The sequence below is a fragment of the Flagellimonas sp. 2504JD4-2 genome (assembly GCF_053642935.1).
In genome coordinates this window covers 838339-854668 of the sequence record NZ_JBSIOV010000002.1, presented here as the reverse complement: position 1 = coordinate 854668, position 16330 = coordinate 838339, and the positions used below count along the sequence as shown (strand labels likewise).

15 protein-coding genes are annotated in these 16330 nt (G+C 41.0%); 9 read left to right on the top strand and 6 right to left on the bottom strand.

Annotated elements, in window-relative coordinates; translation table 11 throughout:
* Positions 1–64: 64 nt before the first annotated feature.
* Both argS and ACULLH_RS10475 read left to right on the top strand, forming a co-directional pair.
* Entirely contained in the window at positions 65–1843 is a 1779-nt protein-coding gene (gene argS, locus ACULLH_RS10480) for an arginine--tRNA ligase (protein ID WP_454088698.1), read from the top strand.
* On the top strand, positions 1843–2691 hold the full coding sequence (locus ACULLH_RS10475; RefSeq protein ID WP_454088697.1) for a zinc-dependent peptidase: 849 nt from the start codon (positions 1843–1845) through the stop codon (positions 2689–2691). Before argS ends, ACULLH_RS10475 begins: the two co-directional genes overlap by 1 nt.
* On the opposite strand, the gene ACULLH_RS10470 is transcribed toward ACULLH_RS10475, so the two are convergent.
* The 3 genes from ACULLH_RS10470 to ACULLH_RS10460 form a co-directional block, all read right to left on the bottom strand.
* A complete protein-coding gene (locus ACULLH_RS10470; RefSeq protein WP_454088696.1) occupies positions 2675–5242 on the bottom strand; it encodes a TonB-dependent receptor in 2568 nt (855 codons plus the stop codon). The genes ACULLH_RS10475 and ACULLH_RS10470 overlap by 17 nt on opposite strands.
* The gene (locus ACULLH_RS10465) at positions 5223–6134 is read right to left on the bottom strand and encodes a FecR family protein (RefSeq protein WP_454088695.1); all 912 of its coding nucleotides are present in this window, start codon (positions 6132–6134) and stop codon (positions 5223–5225) included. Before ACULLH_RS10465 ends, ACULLH_RS10470 begins: the two co-directional genes overlap by 20 nt.
* Before the next feature lie 204 nt (positions 6135–6338).
* Positions 6339–6836, bottom strand: a complete 498-nt coding sequence (locus ACULLH_RS10460; RefSeq protein ID WP_454088694.1) for an RNA polymerase sigma factor — start codon at positions 6834–6836, stop codon at positions 6339–6341.
* A gap of 114 nt (positions 6837–6950) precedes the next feature.
* Between ACULLH_RS10460 and ACULLH_RS10455 the strand changes: the two genes are divergently transcribed.
* The 3 genes from ACULLH_RS10455 (at position 6951) to ACULLH_RS10445 (ending at position 11079) form a co-directional block, all read left to right on the top strand.
* Positions 6951–8702, top strand: a complete 1752-nt coding sequence (locus ACULLH_RS10455; RefSeq protein WP_454088693.1) for a hypothetical protein — start codon at positions 6951–6953, stop codon at positions 8700–8702.
* A gap of 99 nt (positions 8703–8801) precedes the next feature.
* Complete coding sequence (ffh, locus tag ACULLH_RS10450; RefSeq protein ID WP_454088692.1) at positions 8802–10130, top strand: signal recognition particle protein; 1329 nt, start codon at positions 8802–8804, stop codon at positions 10128–10130.
* A gap of 61 nt (positions 10131–10191) precedes the next feature.
* Positions 10192–11079, top strand: a complete 888-nt coding sequence (locus tag ACULLH_RS10445) for a bifunctional 5,10-methylenetetrahydrofolate dehydrogenase/5,10-methenyltetrahydrofolate cyclohydrolase (RefSeq protein ID WP_454088691.1) — start codon at positions 10192–10194, stop codon at positions 11077–11079.
* On the opposite strand, the gene ACULLH_RS10440 is transcribed toward ACULLH_RS10445, so the two are convergent.
* Positions 11076–11228: a hypothetical protein gene (locus ACULLH_RS10440; RefSeq protein WP_454088690.1), complete on the bottom strand. Its 153-nt coding sequence runs from the start codon at positions 11226–11228 to the stop codon at positions 11076–11078. The genes ACULLH_RS10445 and ACULLH_RS10440 overlap by 4 nt on opposite strands.
* 122 nt (positions 11229–11350) lie before the next feature.
* Here ACULLH_RS10440 and ACULLH_RS10435 point away from each other — a divergent pair, with 122 nt between their 5' ends.
* A complete protein-coding gene (locus ACULLH_RS10435) occupies positions 11351–11968 on the top strand; it encodes a DUF2306 domain-containing protein (protein WP_454088689.1) in 618 nt (205 codons plus the stop codon).
* 4 nt (positions 11969–11972) lie between these two features.
* Here the strand turns inward: ACULLH_RS10435 and ACULLH_RS10430 are convergent, their stop codons facing one another.
* Both ACULLH_RS10430 and ACULLH_RS10425 read right to left on the bottom strand, forming a co-directional pair.
* Positions 11973–12770 (bottom strand): 3-keto-disaccharide hydrolase, encoded by a 798-nt coding sequence (locus ACULLH_RS10430; protein WP_454088688.1) that lies wholly within the window; start codon positions 12768–12770, stop codon positions 11973–11975.
* 6 nt (positions 12771–12776) lie between these two features.
* A complete protein-coding gene (locus ACULLH_RS10425) occupies positions 12777–13199 on the bottom strand; it encodes a VOC family protein (protein ID WP_454088687.1) in 423 nt (140 codons plus the stop codon).
* Between the two features lie 194 nt (positions 13200–13393).
* Between ACULLH_RS10425 and ACULLH_RS10420 the strand changes: the two genes are divergently transcribed.
* From ACULLH_RS10420 to ACULLH_RS10410, 3 genes are all read left to right on the top strand, one after another.
* A complete protein-coding gene (locus tag ACULLH_RS10420) occupies positions 13394–14182 on the top strand; it encodes a 3-keto-disaccharide hydrolase (protein WP_454088686.1) in 789 nt (262 codons plus the stop codon).
* A gap of 68 nt (positions 14183–14250) precedes the next feature.
* Complete coding sequence (locus tag ACULLH_RS10415) at positions 14251–14853, top strand: 3-keto-disaccharide hydrolase (protein WP_454088685.1); 603 nt, start codon at positions 14251–14253, stop codon at positions 14851–14853.
* 16 nt (positions 14854–14869) lie between these two features.
* Positions 14870–16312 carry a Gfo/Idh/MocA family protein gene (locus ACULLH_RS10410; RefSeq protein WP_454088684.1) on the top strand — a complete coding sequence of 481 codons (1443 nt, stop codon included), beginning with the start codon at positions 14870–14872 and terminating at the stop codon, positions 16310–16312.
* Positions 16313–16330 lie beyond the last annotated feature (18 nt).

Genomic DNA, 16330 nt, shown 5'->3' with positions numbered 1-16330 from the left:
GCCCATTATTATTGATGGAAACGGGTAAAAAATATGTAGTTTTGCAGGCTGAAAAGCCAGATACATGAGTTTGCAAAAAGTTATTTCACAAAGTGTGATCAAAGCGGTGGGGGAGTTGTACCAAGTAGAACTGCCAACCGTGGAATTTCAACCTACCCGCAAGGATTTTGAAGGTGACATTACCGTGGTTGTCTTTCCAATGTTACGTTTTGTAAAAGGTAATCCTGTTGAAATCGGGACCAAGATTGGTGAATATTTACAGGAAAATATTGATGAAGTAGCCAAATTCAATGTGGTCAAAGGCTTTTTGAACATTGTGGTGGAAAATAGTTTTTACTTGAACTTTTTCAATGCCATCTATTCGGAAGCGAACTTTGGATATGTAAAAACACCATCGAAAGATGCCGTCATGGTGGAATACTCATCTCCTAACACCAACAAACCCTTGCATTTGGGGCATATTCGGAACAACCTATTGGGATATTCAGTATCAGAAATCTTAAAAGCAGCCGGGAAAAAGGTGTATAAGACTCAGATTATCAATGATAGGGGCATACATATCTGCAAGAGCATGTTGGCTTGGCAGAAATTTGGTGATGGTGAGACTCCAGAATCATCAGCACTAAAGGGAGACCATTTGGTAGGGAAATATTACGTAGCGTTTGACAAAGCCTATAAAGAGCAAATTGCCGAGTTGGTTGCAAAGGGAACGGAGAAAGAGAAAGCTGAAAAAGAAGCTCCCATTTTACTCGAGGCCCAAGAAATGCTTCGTAAATGGGAAGGTGGTGATACCGAAACTGTAGGACTTTGGAAAAAGATGAACGGTTGGGTGTATGAAGGCTTTGATACGACCTACAAAAACCTTGGAGTCGATTTTGATGTACTTTATTATGAAAGTGATACGTATCTTTTAGGCAGGGATGTGGTAAAAGATGGCCTGGAGCGGGGTGTTTTCTTTAAAAAAGAAGATGGTAGCGTCTGGATAGACCTTACTGATGAGGGATTGGATGAGAAAATCGTGCTACGTTCAGATGGTACCGCAGTTTATATGACCCAGGATATCGGTACTGCCATTCAACGGGTGACAGATCATCCGGACATCAATGGTATGGTGTATACTGTGGGAAATGAACAGGATTATCACTTTAAGGTATTGTTCTTAATCCTTAAAAAATTGGGCTACGATTGGGCTCAACAATTGTATCATTTGAGCTATGGGATGGTAGACCTTCCGAGTGGAAAAATGAAGAGTAGGGAGGGTACTGTTGTGGATGCGGACGACCTGATTGAGAGCATGGAAAATACGGCAGAGTCCATTTCCGAGGAATTGGGCAAGTTGGACGGGTATTCAGAAGTAGAAAAGAAGCAGCTGTACAGCACCATCGGCTTGGGGGCCCTAAAATATTATATTTTGAAGGTGGACCCAAAAAAACGGATTTTGTTCAACCCGGAAGAATCTGTGGATTTTCAGGGAAATACAGGGCCGTTTATCCAATATACCTATGCACGAATACAATCTATTTTGAGAAAGGCCGAAAATGGTGGGTCGAGTGCTGTTGAAACCTCATTGGAGCTGCATGAGAAGGAAAAGGAGTTGTTGAAGCAAATCCAACTTTTTCCGGAAACTGTTCAGTTGGCCGCTGAGAACTACAGTCCGGCACTGATTGCCAATTACACCTATGATTTGGTCAAGGAATTCAATTCTTTTTATCAGCAGGTGTCCATTTTGGGGGAATCGGACGAACAGAAGAAACATTTTCGGGTACAACTCTCCAAAAAGGTGGGAGAGGTGATTCAGTCTGCATTTAGACTTTTAGGCATCAATGTTCCAGAACGAATGTAATGGATGGATTAGGGCTGACCGCGACACAAAAAGAAATTGCTGCACTTGTTTTGGCAATTGGGCTGTTGTATGTGTTTGCCCGGGTCGGATATCAACAGTTTTTTGGGGAACGATTCACTTTTTACAATGTTTTTCACCCCATAAAAAGAATTACCGCGAAGGAGCGACAGTTTATCACCGAATTCCTGGTTCCATTTCAACAATTCAATGCTGAACAGAAAAAAGCTTTCTTGAAGCGTTTCGCTTGGTTCAAATCCAAAAAGCCCTTTGTTTTTTATGGGGGAATAACAAACCAAGAAAAAATCAAGGCATATGTCTCGGCCTCTGCTGCCTTGCTGACGATGGGGATGCGTGATTTCAGATTTGAAAAATCGATTTCAAGAATCATTATTTATCCAGACCAATATTACTCCCGTATAGGTAGAAACCATCATCTGGGAGAATACAATCCAAACTTGAAAATATTGGTGTTTTCCGCTGCCGATTTGGAAAATGGGTACAAAATTCCCAATGACAACCGAAATTTAGGGATTCATGAGGTAGCCCATGCCCTGATGTTCGAAACGCGGAAAAAATCAACTTGGGAAGCGCGGAGATTTAAGGTGGGTTTGACACGAATCAAAAGAATTTATAACCGAGAGGGTTTTCAAAAAGATTTGGGTGATTCAAGCTATTTTAGGGCATATGGCAAGGCGAATTTTTATGAGTTTTTTGCTGTTGCGATGGAAAACTTTATAGAAAGCCCAGCTGAGTTTTCCGCAAAGCATCCCGATTTGTACGATACGTTTCGTAGAATGCTAAATTTTGACCTGAATCAGCCGCATTGGCGCCTTAAAAATGCACCCTGAAACTCACATTCGGGGTAATGCCCAATGAAATGCTTTCCACAGCTTCAATTTCATTGTCTTCGTTGACCCTGTAATATTTATTCAAACTGTTCTTTCTGTTGGTAAGATTGAGAATGGAAACCCCTGCATTCGCCTTGACATTTCGTCCAATATCAAATTTATAGATGGCGGAGGCATCCACACGGAGATATTCCGGCAATCTGCTACTATTTGGGGACTTATAATTGATTTGAGCTGGGAAAACGGTGGTGTTCAACGCCAAATTGCCATCTTCAGGCTCCGTAATGGGCCTTCCTGACCTGAAATTGGCCCCAAGCCCCAGCTGTAAGTTTTTATAGGAATAGGTGCCCGCAAAGGTCAATGTATGTCGAATATCCAGATTGTTAGGGAAGCTATTGGGAATTATCGTCTCAAAGGTGTAATCATTTTTGTTGTAGGTGTAGCTTAACCAAGAGCTATAATTGTCCCCCTTTTGATTAATCAAGAATTCGAAACCCTTTACATCATAACTGCCGATTTCCCCATTGAACTGATTTTGGTTTTGGAATCCTTGGGTACTGGTACTGATACCATCCACTTTTTTATAGAAACCTTCAAGTCCCAGATAAAAGTTGTTTTTATCATAGTTGATGCCTACAGACCCCTGTTTGCTTTGTGTAATGGGAAGTGTGTTGTTGTCGGACAGGATCCATCGACGTTTTTCTATCCCCAAGAAGTTTTGCTCCAAATCTATGATTTGGTTGGTTGTCTGGCTTTTAAATTCACCCAAAACCTCTCCTCTGAGGTAATTGGCGATCCTAAAACTCATGTTTAATCGGGGTTCTACCAAAAATTTGGTGAAAGTCCCCAGGTTCTCCATGTAATTAAAACGAACCCCGGCCTTACCGATAAACTTGTTACCGTCCGATTTGTACCCGATTTCCGTGTGTGGAGCATGAATTCTGACTACCCCTTTTATTTCACTATTAAAAGAAGGTTGGGTAAGGATGGTTGTGTTTATGATACCCGTTTCAATATATTGATATCCACTGCGCACGAGGAGTTTATCGGATAATTTGTAATCGGTGTCCAGCTTAAGTGCGTTTTCCAGCACCTGGTTATTTTGAAACAAAAGCTGTATTTGATTACCAAAAAGACTCTCCGCATCCAGGTTATATCTCGAATAATACACATTCAAATTGGAGGAAAGTCTATCGGTCCATTGGCTTTGCAACTGTCCCCCAACAGATAGATTGTTCTGATCAAGAAGACTGAAGGTGGTTTCGAGGTCCGTCAGATTATTTTCAGTGTAATCCAAATTGTTGGTGATACTGATGAAATTCAACCGTAGCTTATGTTGATCGTTGATGTCGTAGAGCAGCTTTCCGGTAAAATCGTAAAAAAAGAAGTTTTCGCTGCGCAAAATATCATCATCTACAGCAACATTGTTTTGATTGGTGACCTTACTGTCTTGAAAGGCCCTATCAAAAAACTTGTTATAAGTCGGGGTGTTTAGAAAATCGGTAGTGGAACGTCTTGCAGAAAATTGTAAACCTATCTTATCTGTAATTGGAATCTGCCCGTAAACATCGCCACTTATAAAGTTAAATCCGGCACCACCCGTAAAATAGTCGGATAGCTCATTGTTTGTTTCCATTTGGATGACACTGCTTACACCGTCACCAAATTTAGCTGGAGTACCGTTTTTAATTACGGTGATTTTATCGGTCAAATAGGGGTTAAAAGCTGAAATCAACCCAAAAAAGTGCCCAGATTGATACATTTTGATCCCATTCCATAGAATTAGGTTCTGATCGTTGGTTCCTCCCCTTACGTTGATGTCGGATACCGTTTCATCGATACTTTTGATTCCAGGTAGGGCCTGGACGGTTTGAAGGACATCAGGCTCGATAAGACCCGGCAAAATGCCAAATTCACCCGTATTTAGGGTAATGCTGGCATCAGATTCCTTGACAATACCAGTGGTAAGAAATTTATATACGATGACCTCTTTCAATTGTTCGTAGTGCTGCGACATTAAAATTTGGGGACAGCCACCCTGTTTAATCAAATTTTCAACACCGATATACTTGGTGTTATACCCCAGGTATCTAATTTTTAGCGTGGTATTGCGCGGAATGTCTTCAATCGTGAAAGTGCCATCTGGATTTGTAGTGAGAGCGATTTCCGTTCCGAATACCTCGACGGTTGCTCCTGGGATGGTATTTTCGGCAAAATTATCGAGGACCTTGGCGCATAAAGTGACCAAGGTTCGTTTTGTGAGCGTATAATAACGATCGCTCAGTTTTTGGGTTTTTATCTGAAATTGGGTCTCAATGTATCCAAGAATATCATCAAGTGAAACAAGGTTACTTGGGACAGAAATATCAATGTCCTCCAAATCTTCATTGATGAAAGAAAACTTGATGTCAAACTTGCTTTCAAGGGATTTTATATATGAAACCAGGGAAACCGGTGTTTCCTGCTTCTCCTGTCCCTGTGTTTTAATAGGGAGGAGTACTAAAAAACCTAAAAAGAGACCAAAAAGGTAACTAAGGAGTTTTTTCAGCATAGAAAAGCACATTATCACCCTCAATTTTGTAATTCATTCGAGATGGGGTGCTTATACTTTTTAACGCCATTTTCAAGTCTGTGTTGCTAAAAGTTCCGGTAAATAACAGATTTTTATTAACATTCTCTGTATTTACCTCAATATTGTACTGTCTTTCAAGTTCATCAAGGACATAACCCAATGGAATACGCTCAAATGAGCTTTCATTGCTCATCCACGATGGCTGTGTTGCATTTGGGGTGGAAGTATCCACTTGTTTTCCATTAATGACCAAAAACGAAGTATTTGCAGGTAACTTGGTCTCTTGACCGTTAAATGTTACACTGACCAATCCTTCAAAGCAGGTAACTTCAAAAAAATCTTCCCTGTTTTCAACATTAAATTGGGTTCCCAATACAGCTACGGTACCTTGTTCGGTCGATACGGTAAACTTTTCGCCTTTGGCAACCTTAAAGAATGCTTCTCCTTTTAGACCAACATTACGCTCATTATCCCAATTTTTCTCACTGTATGAGATTCGTGAGTCAGCATTTAGGATAATTTCAGAATTGTCGGGAAGAACCACCTCAGAACGCTCCGCAAATTGTGTGGTCACGGATTTGTCCAAAGTACTCACATAGAAATAGGAACCAGCAAGCATGATTGCAATAACAGCAGCAACACGCAGGAATTTCTTGAACGGATTCAAAGCAATCACCTTTGGGGCAGTGCCGATACGCTCTTCCTTAAGTTGTGTCAAGGCTTGGTCAACGTCAAATTCAGGAGCTTGCAAGGTGCTTGAAACCTCCTTCAGTTTCTGATAAGAAGCATATTCGGAGGACTTTTTAAACTCCGCTAACTCCTGCTCAGAAAGCTCTCCGCTAAGCCATTTTGCCAAATAATTCTCTTGCATGATTTCTATGCTTTACGATTTAATAACAACTAGGTTTTAAAAAACCCTACCTTTTTTGCTGAAAATGATCAAATTACAATATCCAATGACCTTTTATTCGCCATTTTGAATTGATAATTGTTCATTGTAAACTGCTCACTGCTCACTGCTCACTGCTCACTGCTCACTGCTTACTGTAAACTGTTCACTGTCCACTGTAAACCGTCAAATCCCATCAATTTGTTCTCTCAGCGTTTTTAGCGCCAAATGCATCCGTTTTTCAATGGCTTTTACACTTACGCCTTCCATTTCAGCAATTTCGGCATATTTTTTTCCATCTATCCTATTCAATAAAAATGTGGTGCGCTGATTTTCCGGAAGATCGTTCAGTGCTTTGTCCAATTTTTGTTGATATTCTTTTTCCTCCAAAAGGAACTCCGGCGATTCGTTTGAAATCTCCAAAGTGGGTTTTGCATATTTTAATCGGACCTTTTCGGCCTTGATCACATTCAAATAAAGATTGTTGGCCACGGTATATAAATAGGACTTCGCTTTCTCGGGAACTACCTTGGCACAATTCTCCCATAACTTGACAAAGGCCTCTTGCACAGCATCATGTGCCTTTTCCTCATTGCCAAACTTATAATATATATAGTTGAAAACCGTTTTGGAATTAGCTTTGAATATGGAGCTAAAGACCTGCTCTTCACAAACATTATTCATTTAGGAGGGTTTGTCAGTTGCCCAAAGATATTTTAAAAATTTTAAGAGAAGGTAGGGTTTTTTCTTTGGGAGTTGTTTTACGATTGAATTATAACCCCATAAATCCGAATCGTTATGAAAAAGTTGATAAATAACGTTATGTACATAGCACTCTTTGCTATGACACTTAGCTTCACTTCTTGTCAAGAAGAATTTGAGGAAGTGAATGGTGACAACCAAGAAACATTAGAAGCAGGGTCTTCTACTGCCCTTTTAATCGAAAAAACATCTTCCAACGATGGTTCTTATGATAACATCGTGGATGGTGCTAGCTGTTTTGCACTAAATTTTCCGTATACCGTAAATGTTAACGGTATTGATGTGACCATCGATTCTAAAGAAGATCTTCAGACCATTGAGGATATTTTTGATGAAGTAGATGTAGATGAAGACATTTTAGAGATTCTTTTCCCGATTACAATTACGTATGCTGACTTTTCAGAATTGGTAATCGAAAACAAAGAGCAATTAAGGGAATTGGCTGCAGAATGTGTTGAAGGTGGAGATGATGATGACATTGAGTGTATCGATTTTGTATACCCAATTACGCTATTTACGTTTGATATCAACAACCAACAGACCGGTGAGGTTATGGTTGAAAGTGATGAACAATTAAGAAGGTTCTTTGATGGATTGGAAGATGGTGACCTGGTTAGTATCCAATATCCTGTTACCTTGAAAAAATTTGATGGTACCGAGATTGTTGTCGATAGCAATGCCGAATTGGCCCAAGCTTTGGAATCTGCCAAAGATGAATGTGATGAAGACGATGATGATGATTTCAATGACGATGACTTTGATGAGGAAAGATTTGACTTCTGTTTAACCCAATGTCCATGGTTGGTCAAAGAAGTGGTTAGAGATGAAGTAAACCAAACTGATCAGTATTTTGAGTACCTAATGACTTTCACTGAAGACGGAGGAGTAACTGTAAAAGACAGAGAAGGTAACATTCTTAACGGTACTTGGAGTTCCAGCTTTACCGATAGAGGTCCACTTTTGACCCTTGAGTTCGATACATTGGTTGATTTTAACCTTGAGTGGTTGGTATACGAAATTGGAGACCACACCATCAAACTATATGCTGAAGGTGGTAACAAGATTATCATGAAGCAACTTTGTGAGGATGATGAGCCGGGACCAGATACCTTGAGAGAGATTCTTAAAGAATGCGAGTGGATTATCAAAAAAGTTAAAAATCAAGGTGAAGAGATTGATAGATTGATCGGGTTTGAATTTAAATTCTTGCCAGAAGGAGTAGTTACCTTGAGCAATGGTGAAACAACATCCGAAGGTACTTGGGAAATTGGTGAAAACAATGAAGGAATCCCATCCCTATTGATAACAATGGGTGACGAACCTGGAGTAAGTTTCGAATGGCCGTTAAGAGACCTGAATAATACAAGATTACGATTTGAAGTAGAAGAAGTTGATTACGAGTTGATTCTATTGAGAGTGTGTGATGATAATGCGAATGATGGAGATGTGGTAGAAATTAGGGCAGCTCTTATGGATGGTGCTTGGAATGTGGCCCAGTACACGGAAGATGATGTTGATAAGACGGCTGAATTTGCAGGATTGGATTTCTATTTCAATGAGATGCATAGAGTTCAGGTAGATGAAAACGATAATCCTATTATCGAAGGTTTATGGAGAGTTATTAGAAATCATGATAATGAGCTGAAATTCTTCTTGAACTTTGCAGAAGATGCCAAGTTTGGAGAGATTACCGATGACTGGTATATTGCATCTGTAACTGCAAACCGCATCGAATTGGTTCATGAAGATGAATTTTCTACCGAAATCTTAGTTTTCGAAAAGCAATAATCGATTTTCCCCTATCTTTTTGAAAAGGACGGCTCTCCCCAAAGCCGTCCTTTTCTTTTTATTCTTAAATTTGTCCCTCTTTTAAAATGACATAGATAGATGTTTGACAATTTAAGTGAAAAGCTCGATAAAGCGTTGCACGTCCTCAAGGGACACGGGCAAATAACCGAGATTAATGTTGCAGAGACCCTCAAGGAAGTTCGAAGAGCTTTGCTCGATGCGGATGTCAATTTTAAAATCGCAAAGGAATTTACCAGTAGGGTAAAGGAAAAAGCACTTGGCCAGAACGTATTGACCTCTTTACAACCCGGTCAGCTCATGGTCAAAATCGTAAAGGATGAATTGACCGAGTTGATGGGGGGAGATGCTGAAGAAGTGGACCTTTCAGGAAATCCATCGGTAATTTTGATGTCCGGTCTTCAAGGTTCTGGTAAGACTACTTTTTCCGGAAAATTGGCCAATTACCTAAAGAACAAAAAGACCAAAAAACCATTATTGGTTGCTTGTGATGTTTACCGTCCAGCGGCGATAGATCAGTTGCATGTGGTCGGTGATCAGATTGGTGTTGAGGTATACTCAGATCGTGAAAACAACGATCCTGTTAAAATAGCTAAAGCTGGGGTGGCACATGCCAAGGCCAACGGTTGCAACGTGGTGATTATCGATACCGCGGGTCGTTTGGCCGTGGATGAACAGATGATGACCGAAATTGCGAACATCCATAAAGCGATTACGCCTCAAGAGACCTTGTTTGTGGTGGATTCCATGACCGGTCAAGATGCGGTGAACACAGCCAAGGCTTTTAACGATGTCTTGAATTTTGATGGGGTTATCCTTACCAAATTGGATGGTGACACCCGTGGTGGAGCTGCTATTTCCATTAAATCTGTGGTTGACAAGCCGATTAAATTCATCGGTACAGGAGAGAAAATGGAGGCCATCGATGTCTTCTACCCTTCTAGGATGGCCGATAGGATTTTGGGGATGGGTGATGTGGTTTCGCTTGTGGAACGTGCCCAAGAGCAGTTCGACGAGGAGCAAGCTCGGAAAATCCAAAAGAAAATAGCCAAAAACCGCTTTGGTTTTGATGATTTCCTAAGCCAGATTCAGCAAATCAAGAAAATGGGGAATATGAAAGACCTTATGGGCATGATTCCAGGTGCAGGAAAGGCTCTAAAAGGACTTGATATCGATGATGATGCCTTTAAGCATATAGAGGCTATCATTCAGTCCATGACGCCAGATGAGCGCTCAACACCGTCGAAACTTAATGCCAGTCGTAAAAAACGAATTGCAGAAGGAAGTGGCCGTTCCATTCAAGAGGTCAACCAGCTTTTAAAGCAATTTGAACAGATGAGCAAGATGATGAAGATGATGCAAGGCGGAGGTGGCAAAAAAATGATGCAGATGATGCAGAACATGCGATAATAAGACATAATTTTCAATCTACACTAACAACCACCTTTACTTCCAACCAAAAACCAAAAAAATGGAGATTCTCGACGGGAAAAAAATATCAAACCAAATCAAGGATGAAATTGCCGTTGAGGTAGCACAAATGAAAGAAAGGGGAGAAAAAGTCCCACATTTGGCCGCAGTTTTAGTGGGTAATGATGGTGCCAGTTTAACTTATGTGGGAAGTAAGGTGCGCTCATGCAAAAAAATAGGTTTCGAATCTACATTGATTCATTTACCCGAAGAGACCACCGAGGAAGAGCTTTTAGACCAAGTGGCCAAATTGAATGCCAACGCTGAAATCGACGGCTACATTGTTCAACTTCCCTTACCAAAACATATTGATGAGTTAAAAGTATTGATGGCGGTAGATCCTGACAAGGATGTGGATGGATTCCACCCCACCAACTTTGGTAAGATGGCCTTGGATATGAAATCCTTCATTCCTGCAACGCCATTTGGAATTATGGAGCTGCTACGCAGATATGATGTCGAAACTGAAGGAAAACATACCGTGGTTATTGGGAGAAGCCACATTGTTGGTCGACCTATCAGCATATTGATGAGCCAAAAGGGGAAAGCTGCCAATTCCACAGTAACCTTGACCCACAGCAGAACAAAGGATATCAAGGAACTGACACTTCAGGCAGATATTATCGTCTCAGCATTGGGAGTCCCCAATTTTCTTAAAGCTGATATGGTAAAAGATGATGTGGTCATTATTGACGTGGGCATAACCCGAGTACCGGATGAAACCCGTGAGAGAGGGTATTACATCACTGGTGACGTGGATTTTGAAAACGTCAGCAAAAAAGCTTCTTATATAACACCGGTTCCTGGTGGCGTTGGCCCAATGACTATAGCCATGTTACTTCAAAACACCCTTTTGGCAAGGGAGAGGCATAAAATCAATAGAAGTTAATCTTGATTCTCCTTAGAAACAATTAGGGTACTTTCCTCTTCTTCGTTGGGATTAATAAAGTCTAGGTCATTTTCACTTTCTTCATTGGTACAACTTGATAGGGCCAATGACGAGAAGATTAGGGTAATAAACAAAAGAACAGTTTTCATCACAAATAGATTTGGGAGGCGATATTGCCTGTTCAACTGATTTTATAACGATTTAGATTTTCGAATCTTGTTTTTTCCATCAATTATTCGATAACTTGTTCGTGAACAATGGACATTTTAGCATGATCGGAAATAAAATAGCTTGGTTTGTTTTTGCATTTTTGGCAATCGCAGTGGGACTTTATCCCATACTTTACTTGGTTATGCCCGAACCATTTGGACTTTTGCAGAGTAAAACTGCAGAATTATTGGCAAATCAGCTCTGGAACATCGCTTTTTATGGACATATAGGCTTTGGGGGATTGGCACTTTTAACGGGCTGGTCACAATTCAGTAAAAAACTAAGGGCGAAAAACCTTGGATTACATAGGAATCTTGGCAAGATATATGTTTTGGCAGCATTAATCAGCGGTCTATGCGCAATATATATAGGATTTTTCGCCACGGGAGGTATTGTTTCTTCATTGGGATTCATCAGTTTAGGAGTTATATGGCTCTATACCACTTTAAAGGCCTATAAAGCCATTCGTTCCAAGGATTTACATCTGCACCAGGGGATGATGATTTACAGCTATGCGGCCTGCTTTGCTGCCGTGACCTTAAGAATTTGGTTGCCCTTGTTGACGATTGTATTCGGAGAATTCCTAATAGCTTACAAAATTGTGGCTTGGCTGTGTTGGGTCCCCAATATAATTTTCGCCTACTTCTGGGTAAGAAAAAAGGGGATAATACTTGCCTAATGAACTAATCCCCAAGGGTTTTCAACTCAACTTTTCTAAAATCTATAGGCTGCCCCTCACTTTGCAGTGCAATAAAACCCTCTTTTAGAGGTTTTCCGTCAATTTTTATGCGTTCATCATATCTATTGGCAACACCTCCGCCTATTTGTGGCTTGGTATATTCCAAAACCTTTTTGCCGTTGATGATGTGTGAAATCAACGAATCGCCATAAACGATGAGTTCAGCCCTTACCCACTCCTCCGGAGGATAAGTATCGCTGGTTGATGAAATACAATGACGCGGATCTATTTTCCCTTCAAATACCACATCTGTCCCCGGAGAGCACATATTACCGGTAGGTCTTGACTTTCCTTTTTCAACTTCCGCCAAAAACTGCATTTCCACCGAAATGGGCCAATCCTGTTCTTTGGGCATGGTTCTGGGATCTTGGGAATGGAACATTACACCACTATTCATAATCGTATAACCGGGAGCGGAATCATACCATGGATTCGCAAAACGATATTCGATCACCAAATGGTAATTGGAATACGGCGTATTATAGTACAAATGCCCGTAGCGTTCGTTATAATCACCTTCGTATTGGTCATAGCGGACTTTCAAAATACCGTCCTCGACCCTGAAAGTATCGCCAAAATTGTCACCAACGTCGTAGTGATGGATTTTAACCGTCCAATCGGCAATATCTTCTCCATTGAATAGTTCAATCCATTCGTTTTTTGGCTCACAACCCAGAATCAAAATGTATGAAAAGACTATAAATAATGGGAGTAAGGTTGATTTTGAGTGTTTTTTTGACATGATGTTTTATTTGGCAAATAACTGTTGCATGTCCTTAAAAGCTTTGAATTCAAGGGCATTTCCTGCGGGATCTAGAAAAAACATGGTTGCCTGTTCGCCGACCTCTCCTTCGAAACGGATATAGGGCTCAATAATAAATTCAATTCCCTTAGCCTTTAAATCTTCGGAAAACGACTGAAAAGTGTCCCAAGGCAAGACCACTCCATAATGGGGAACGGGTACAGCTTTTCCATCCACAGGATTGGAATGGAGTTCTTCCAGCGATTTGGGCTTATAATGAATCACCAGTTGATGGCCAAAAAGATTGAAGTCGACCCAATGGTCGCTGCTTCGACCTTCTTCACAATCCAACACATCTCGATAAAAGCTTCGGCATTCATCCAAGTTATGGACTGGAATGGCAACATGAAAAGGGGTAACGTTCTGCATAATGAATAAAAGTAAACCTTGGTCGCAAACCTTGCAAATGGGGGTTAACAGAATTTTGGGCAACGTACTGATAATTCCTTATAAAATAACATTCATGGTTTATGTTGTGTCGATAGTATAAAAAAGTAGACGCAAAAAAATAAATGTAGCTACCTTTAGTAACTATCATTCTAACCAATTGAACAACAATCAAAATGAAGAAAATCGCGATTCTAATATCGTTGGTCATTATCGGGTCTTGTAAAAAAACACAAAAGACCGAAGCCGAGAAAGTAAGTGTCGAAGAAGCTAAGTCTCAATCTGAAGAATGGGTATATCTATTTGATGGTACCAGTATGGATGGGTGGAGAGCCTACAATGGTGAAAGCATGCCACCGGGTTGGACCATTAAGGACAGTACATTGACTTTTGATACGGAATTGGGATTGGAACAAGATTATGAAGGAGGGGAAGATATTATCTATGGAGCCGAGGAGTTTGATAATTTCGAATTGTATTTGGAATGGAAAATCCCTGAAGGCGGTAATAGCGGTATCTTCTATCATGTTAAAGAAGGTTATGACGGCCCTCCCGTGGTTTCGCCCGAATATCAGCTTATTGACGATGAAAACTACGCCAAAATCCATGATTTGACGGAATATAACGCTCAGTTTGGGGCCGAACATCCAGAATTGTTGCAAGACTGGCAGAAGACCGGCGCTGATTATGCCATGCACGTTGCCGATGAATCCCAAAAAGTGCTAAATCCCGTTGGGGAATGGAATTCTTCAAGAATCGTTTTCACTCCTGAAAAGGTGGAACATTGGCTCAATGGCAAAAAGTTGCTGGAGTTTCAGCCGTGGTCCGAGGAATGGAACAAAAAGAAAAACTCCGGAAAGTGGGATGAAGCCCCGGATTATGGAAAATACAAAAAGGGCTTTATAGCGTTACAGGATCACTCAAGTCCTATTTGGTTTAAAAACATAAAAATCAAAAGGCTATAAAACCAAATATGGGACATATCAAGCCACTATTCATTTTTTTCTGCCTTGCAATTTTTGTATCCCCTTGCATGGGCCAGGATGATGGATTTGTTGAGCTCTTTAATGGAAAGAATCTTGATGGATGGATTGGGAACAAAAGCTCATATCGCGCAGAAAATGGCAGCATCATTGTAGATCCCAACGGAGGGGGAAGCGGAGGTAATCTATTTACAGAAGACCAGTACAGCAATTTTATTTTTAAGTTTGAGTTTCAACTGACTCCGGGAGCCAATAATGGATTGGGTATACATGCCCCTTTGGAAGGTGATGTGGCCTATGTGGGTAAAGAGCTGCAGATACTGGACAATACTGCCGAAAAATATTCAAAATTAAAACCATATCAATACCATGGCTCGGTTTATGGGGTCATTCCTGCTAAGCGTGGTTTTCTGAAACCTGTTGGGGAATGGAACGAGCAAGTCGTGACCGTTAAGGGATCAAAAATCAAGGTTGTGCTCAATGGAACTGTCATTGTTGATGGCGATTTTCAGGAAGCATCAGAATATGGAACAATGGATAATAACGAACATCCGGGATTGCAGAGAACTACAGGTCACATAGGTTTTTTAGGACATGGGGATGTTGTTCGATTTAGAAATATCAAAATCAAAGAGTTACCGTCGAAAAAATAATTTATAACATAATAGTATGAGTAAGAAGATATCAAATCAAGATAGGAGGAACTTCTTGAAGAAAAGTGGTGTGGGTGCCCTCGGGCTGTTGGCCGCACCTGTCGTTCTGAGTGCCAATGAAAAATTAAGAACGCTAAAGCCGGGCGACAGAATACGAACAGCACATATTGGAGTGGCAAATATGGGCGCAGCTGACCTTAATGATATTTCATCACACCCACAAGTTGATGTAGTGGCACTTTGTGATGTGGATGCCATCAATCTGTCTTCCGCAAGAAAGAAACATCCCAAGGCCAGAGTATTTTTTGATTACCGGGTGATGTTGGATGAGATGACGGATGAAATTGATGCGGTAGTTGTATCTACTCCTGACCATACCCATGCACCTGCTTCGTTGTTGGCAATGGAGAAGAACAAGCATGTGTATTGCCAAAAACCATTGACCCATTATGTTTCCGAATCCAGAGCCATGAAGAAAATGGCCGAAGACAAAGGTTTGGTCACCCAAATGGGCATACAGGTACATTCATTCTACGATTATAAATTGGCCACCTTGTTGATTCAGGATGGTATCATTGGAAAAGTACACACAGTGCATGCATGGAGTCCAAAATCTTGGGGGTACAATGGTGCTGAACCAGAAGGGGAAGACCCTGTACCTGCACAATTGGACTGGAACCTTTGGTTGGGCACGTCGGCGGAACGCCCTTACAAGGAAGGATACTACCATCCGGGGAATTGGCGAAAGCTGATGGATTATGGATGTGGTACCTTAGGCGATATGGGGGTTCATATTTTTGATACACCTTACAATGCACTGAACCTGGATGTTCCGAGAACCATTAAAAATGAATGCCGCGAACCGAACGGTTATGGATACCCTGAAAACAATACGGTTACATACGAATTCCCAGGTACCGAATATACTGGAAAATCATTGAAGTGGATTTGGTACGATGGTCCAGGAATGCCTCCTGCCCACGAAGATTTGGTGCTTCCAGGAGCAGAGACCGCGGGTAAAAAGAAACAAACTGTAAAAAACAACAATTCTTTGGACGCTGGTGTTGCCGCGGAGGGTCAATTGCCAGAACAGGGTGCTATGTTCGTGGGGACAAAGGGACGTTTGCTCTTGCCTCATTTTATGCAGTTGCCCAGAAAAATTGTACGTGGCAAATATGTGGACATTTCCAAGGATATTGCCAAGCAGAATTTGGGAGAGCCTGTCAGAAATTATGCCAGTGAGGGACCCAAGCACTATCACCAATTTATTGATGCTTGTTTGGGCAAGGACAAATGTACTGCTCCTTTTGAATACGCAGCTCGATTGACGGAAACCATTTTATTGGGTGTTATAGCGGGACGTTTTCCCAATCAAACTCTTCATTGGGACAGTGAAAAGGCAAAATTTGCCGAAGAAGAAGCTAACCAATATTTGAAGGGAGAATATAGAAAGTTCTAGTTCCTCAGTTTTACTGGA

Bases quoted from the DNA above. Each gene is read 5' to 3' on its own strand.
- ACULLH_RS10465 (WP_454088695.1), bottom strand. From the start codon at position 6,134: ATGCAAGAGAATTATTTGGCAAAATGGCTTAGCGGAGAGCTTTCTGAG.
- ACULLH_RS10420 (WP_454088686.1), top strand. From the start codon at position 13,394: ATGAAGAAAATCGCGATTCTAATATCGTTGGTCATTATCGGGTCTTGT.
- ffh (WP_454088692.1), top strand. From the start codon at position 8,802: ATGTTTGACAATTTAAGTGAAAAGCTCGATAAAGCGTTGCACGTCCTC.
- ACULLH_RS10455 (WP_454088693.1), top strand. From the start codon at position 6,951: ATGAAAAAGTTGATAAATAACGTTATGTACATAGCACTCTTTGCTATG.
- ACULLH_RS10470 (WP_454088696.1), bottom strand. From the start codon at position 5,242: ATGCTGAAAAAACTCCTTAGTTACCTTTTTGGTCTCTTTTTAGGTTTT.
- ACULLH_RS10425 (WP_454088687.1), bottom strand. From the start codon at position 13,199: ATGCAGAACGTTACCCCTTTTCATGTTGCCATTCCAGTCCATAACTTG.
- ACULLH_RS10415 (WP_454088685.1), top strand. From the start codon at position 14,251: ATGGGCCAGGATGATGGATTTGTTGAGCTCTTTAATGGAAAGAATCTT.
- argS (WP_454088698.1), top strand. From the start codon at position 65: ATGAGTTTGCAAAAAGTTATTTCACAAAGTGTGATCAAAGCGGTGGGG.
- ACULLH_RS10440 (WP_454088690.1), bottom strand. From the start codon at position 11,228: ATGAAAACTGTTCTTTTGTTTATTACCCTAATCTTCTCGTCATTGGCC.
- ACULLH_RS10430 (WP_454088688.1), bottom strand. From the start codon at position 12,770: ATGTCAAAAAAACACTCAAAATCAACCTTACTCCCATTATTTATAGTC.
- ACULLH_RS10460 (WP_454088694.1), bottom strand. From the start codon at position 6,836: ATGAATAATGTTTGTGAAGAGCAGGTCTTTAGCTCCATATTCAAAGCT.
- ACULLH_RS10435 (WP_454088689.1), top strand. From the start codon at position 11,351: ATGATCGGAAATAAAATAGCTTGGTTTGTTTTTGCATTTTTGGCAATC.
- ACULLH_RS10410 (WP_454088684.1), top strand. From the start codon at position 14,870: ATGAGTAAGAAGATATCAAATCAAGATAGGAGGAACTTCTTGAAGAAA.
- ACULLH_RS10475 (WP_454088697.1), top strand. From the start codon at position 1,843: ATGGATGGATTAGGGCTGACCGCGACACAAAAAGAAATTGCTGCACTT.
- ACULLH_RS10445 (WP_454088691.1), top strand. From the start codon at position 10,192: ATGGAGATTCTCGACGGGAAAAAAATATCAAACCAAATCAAGGATGAA.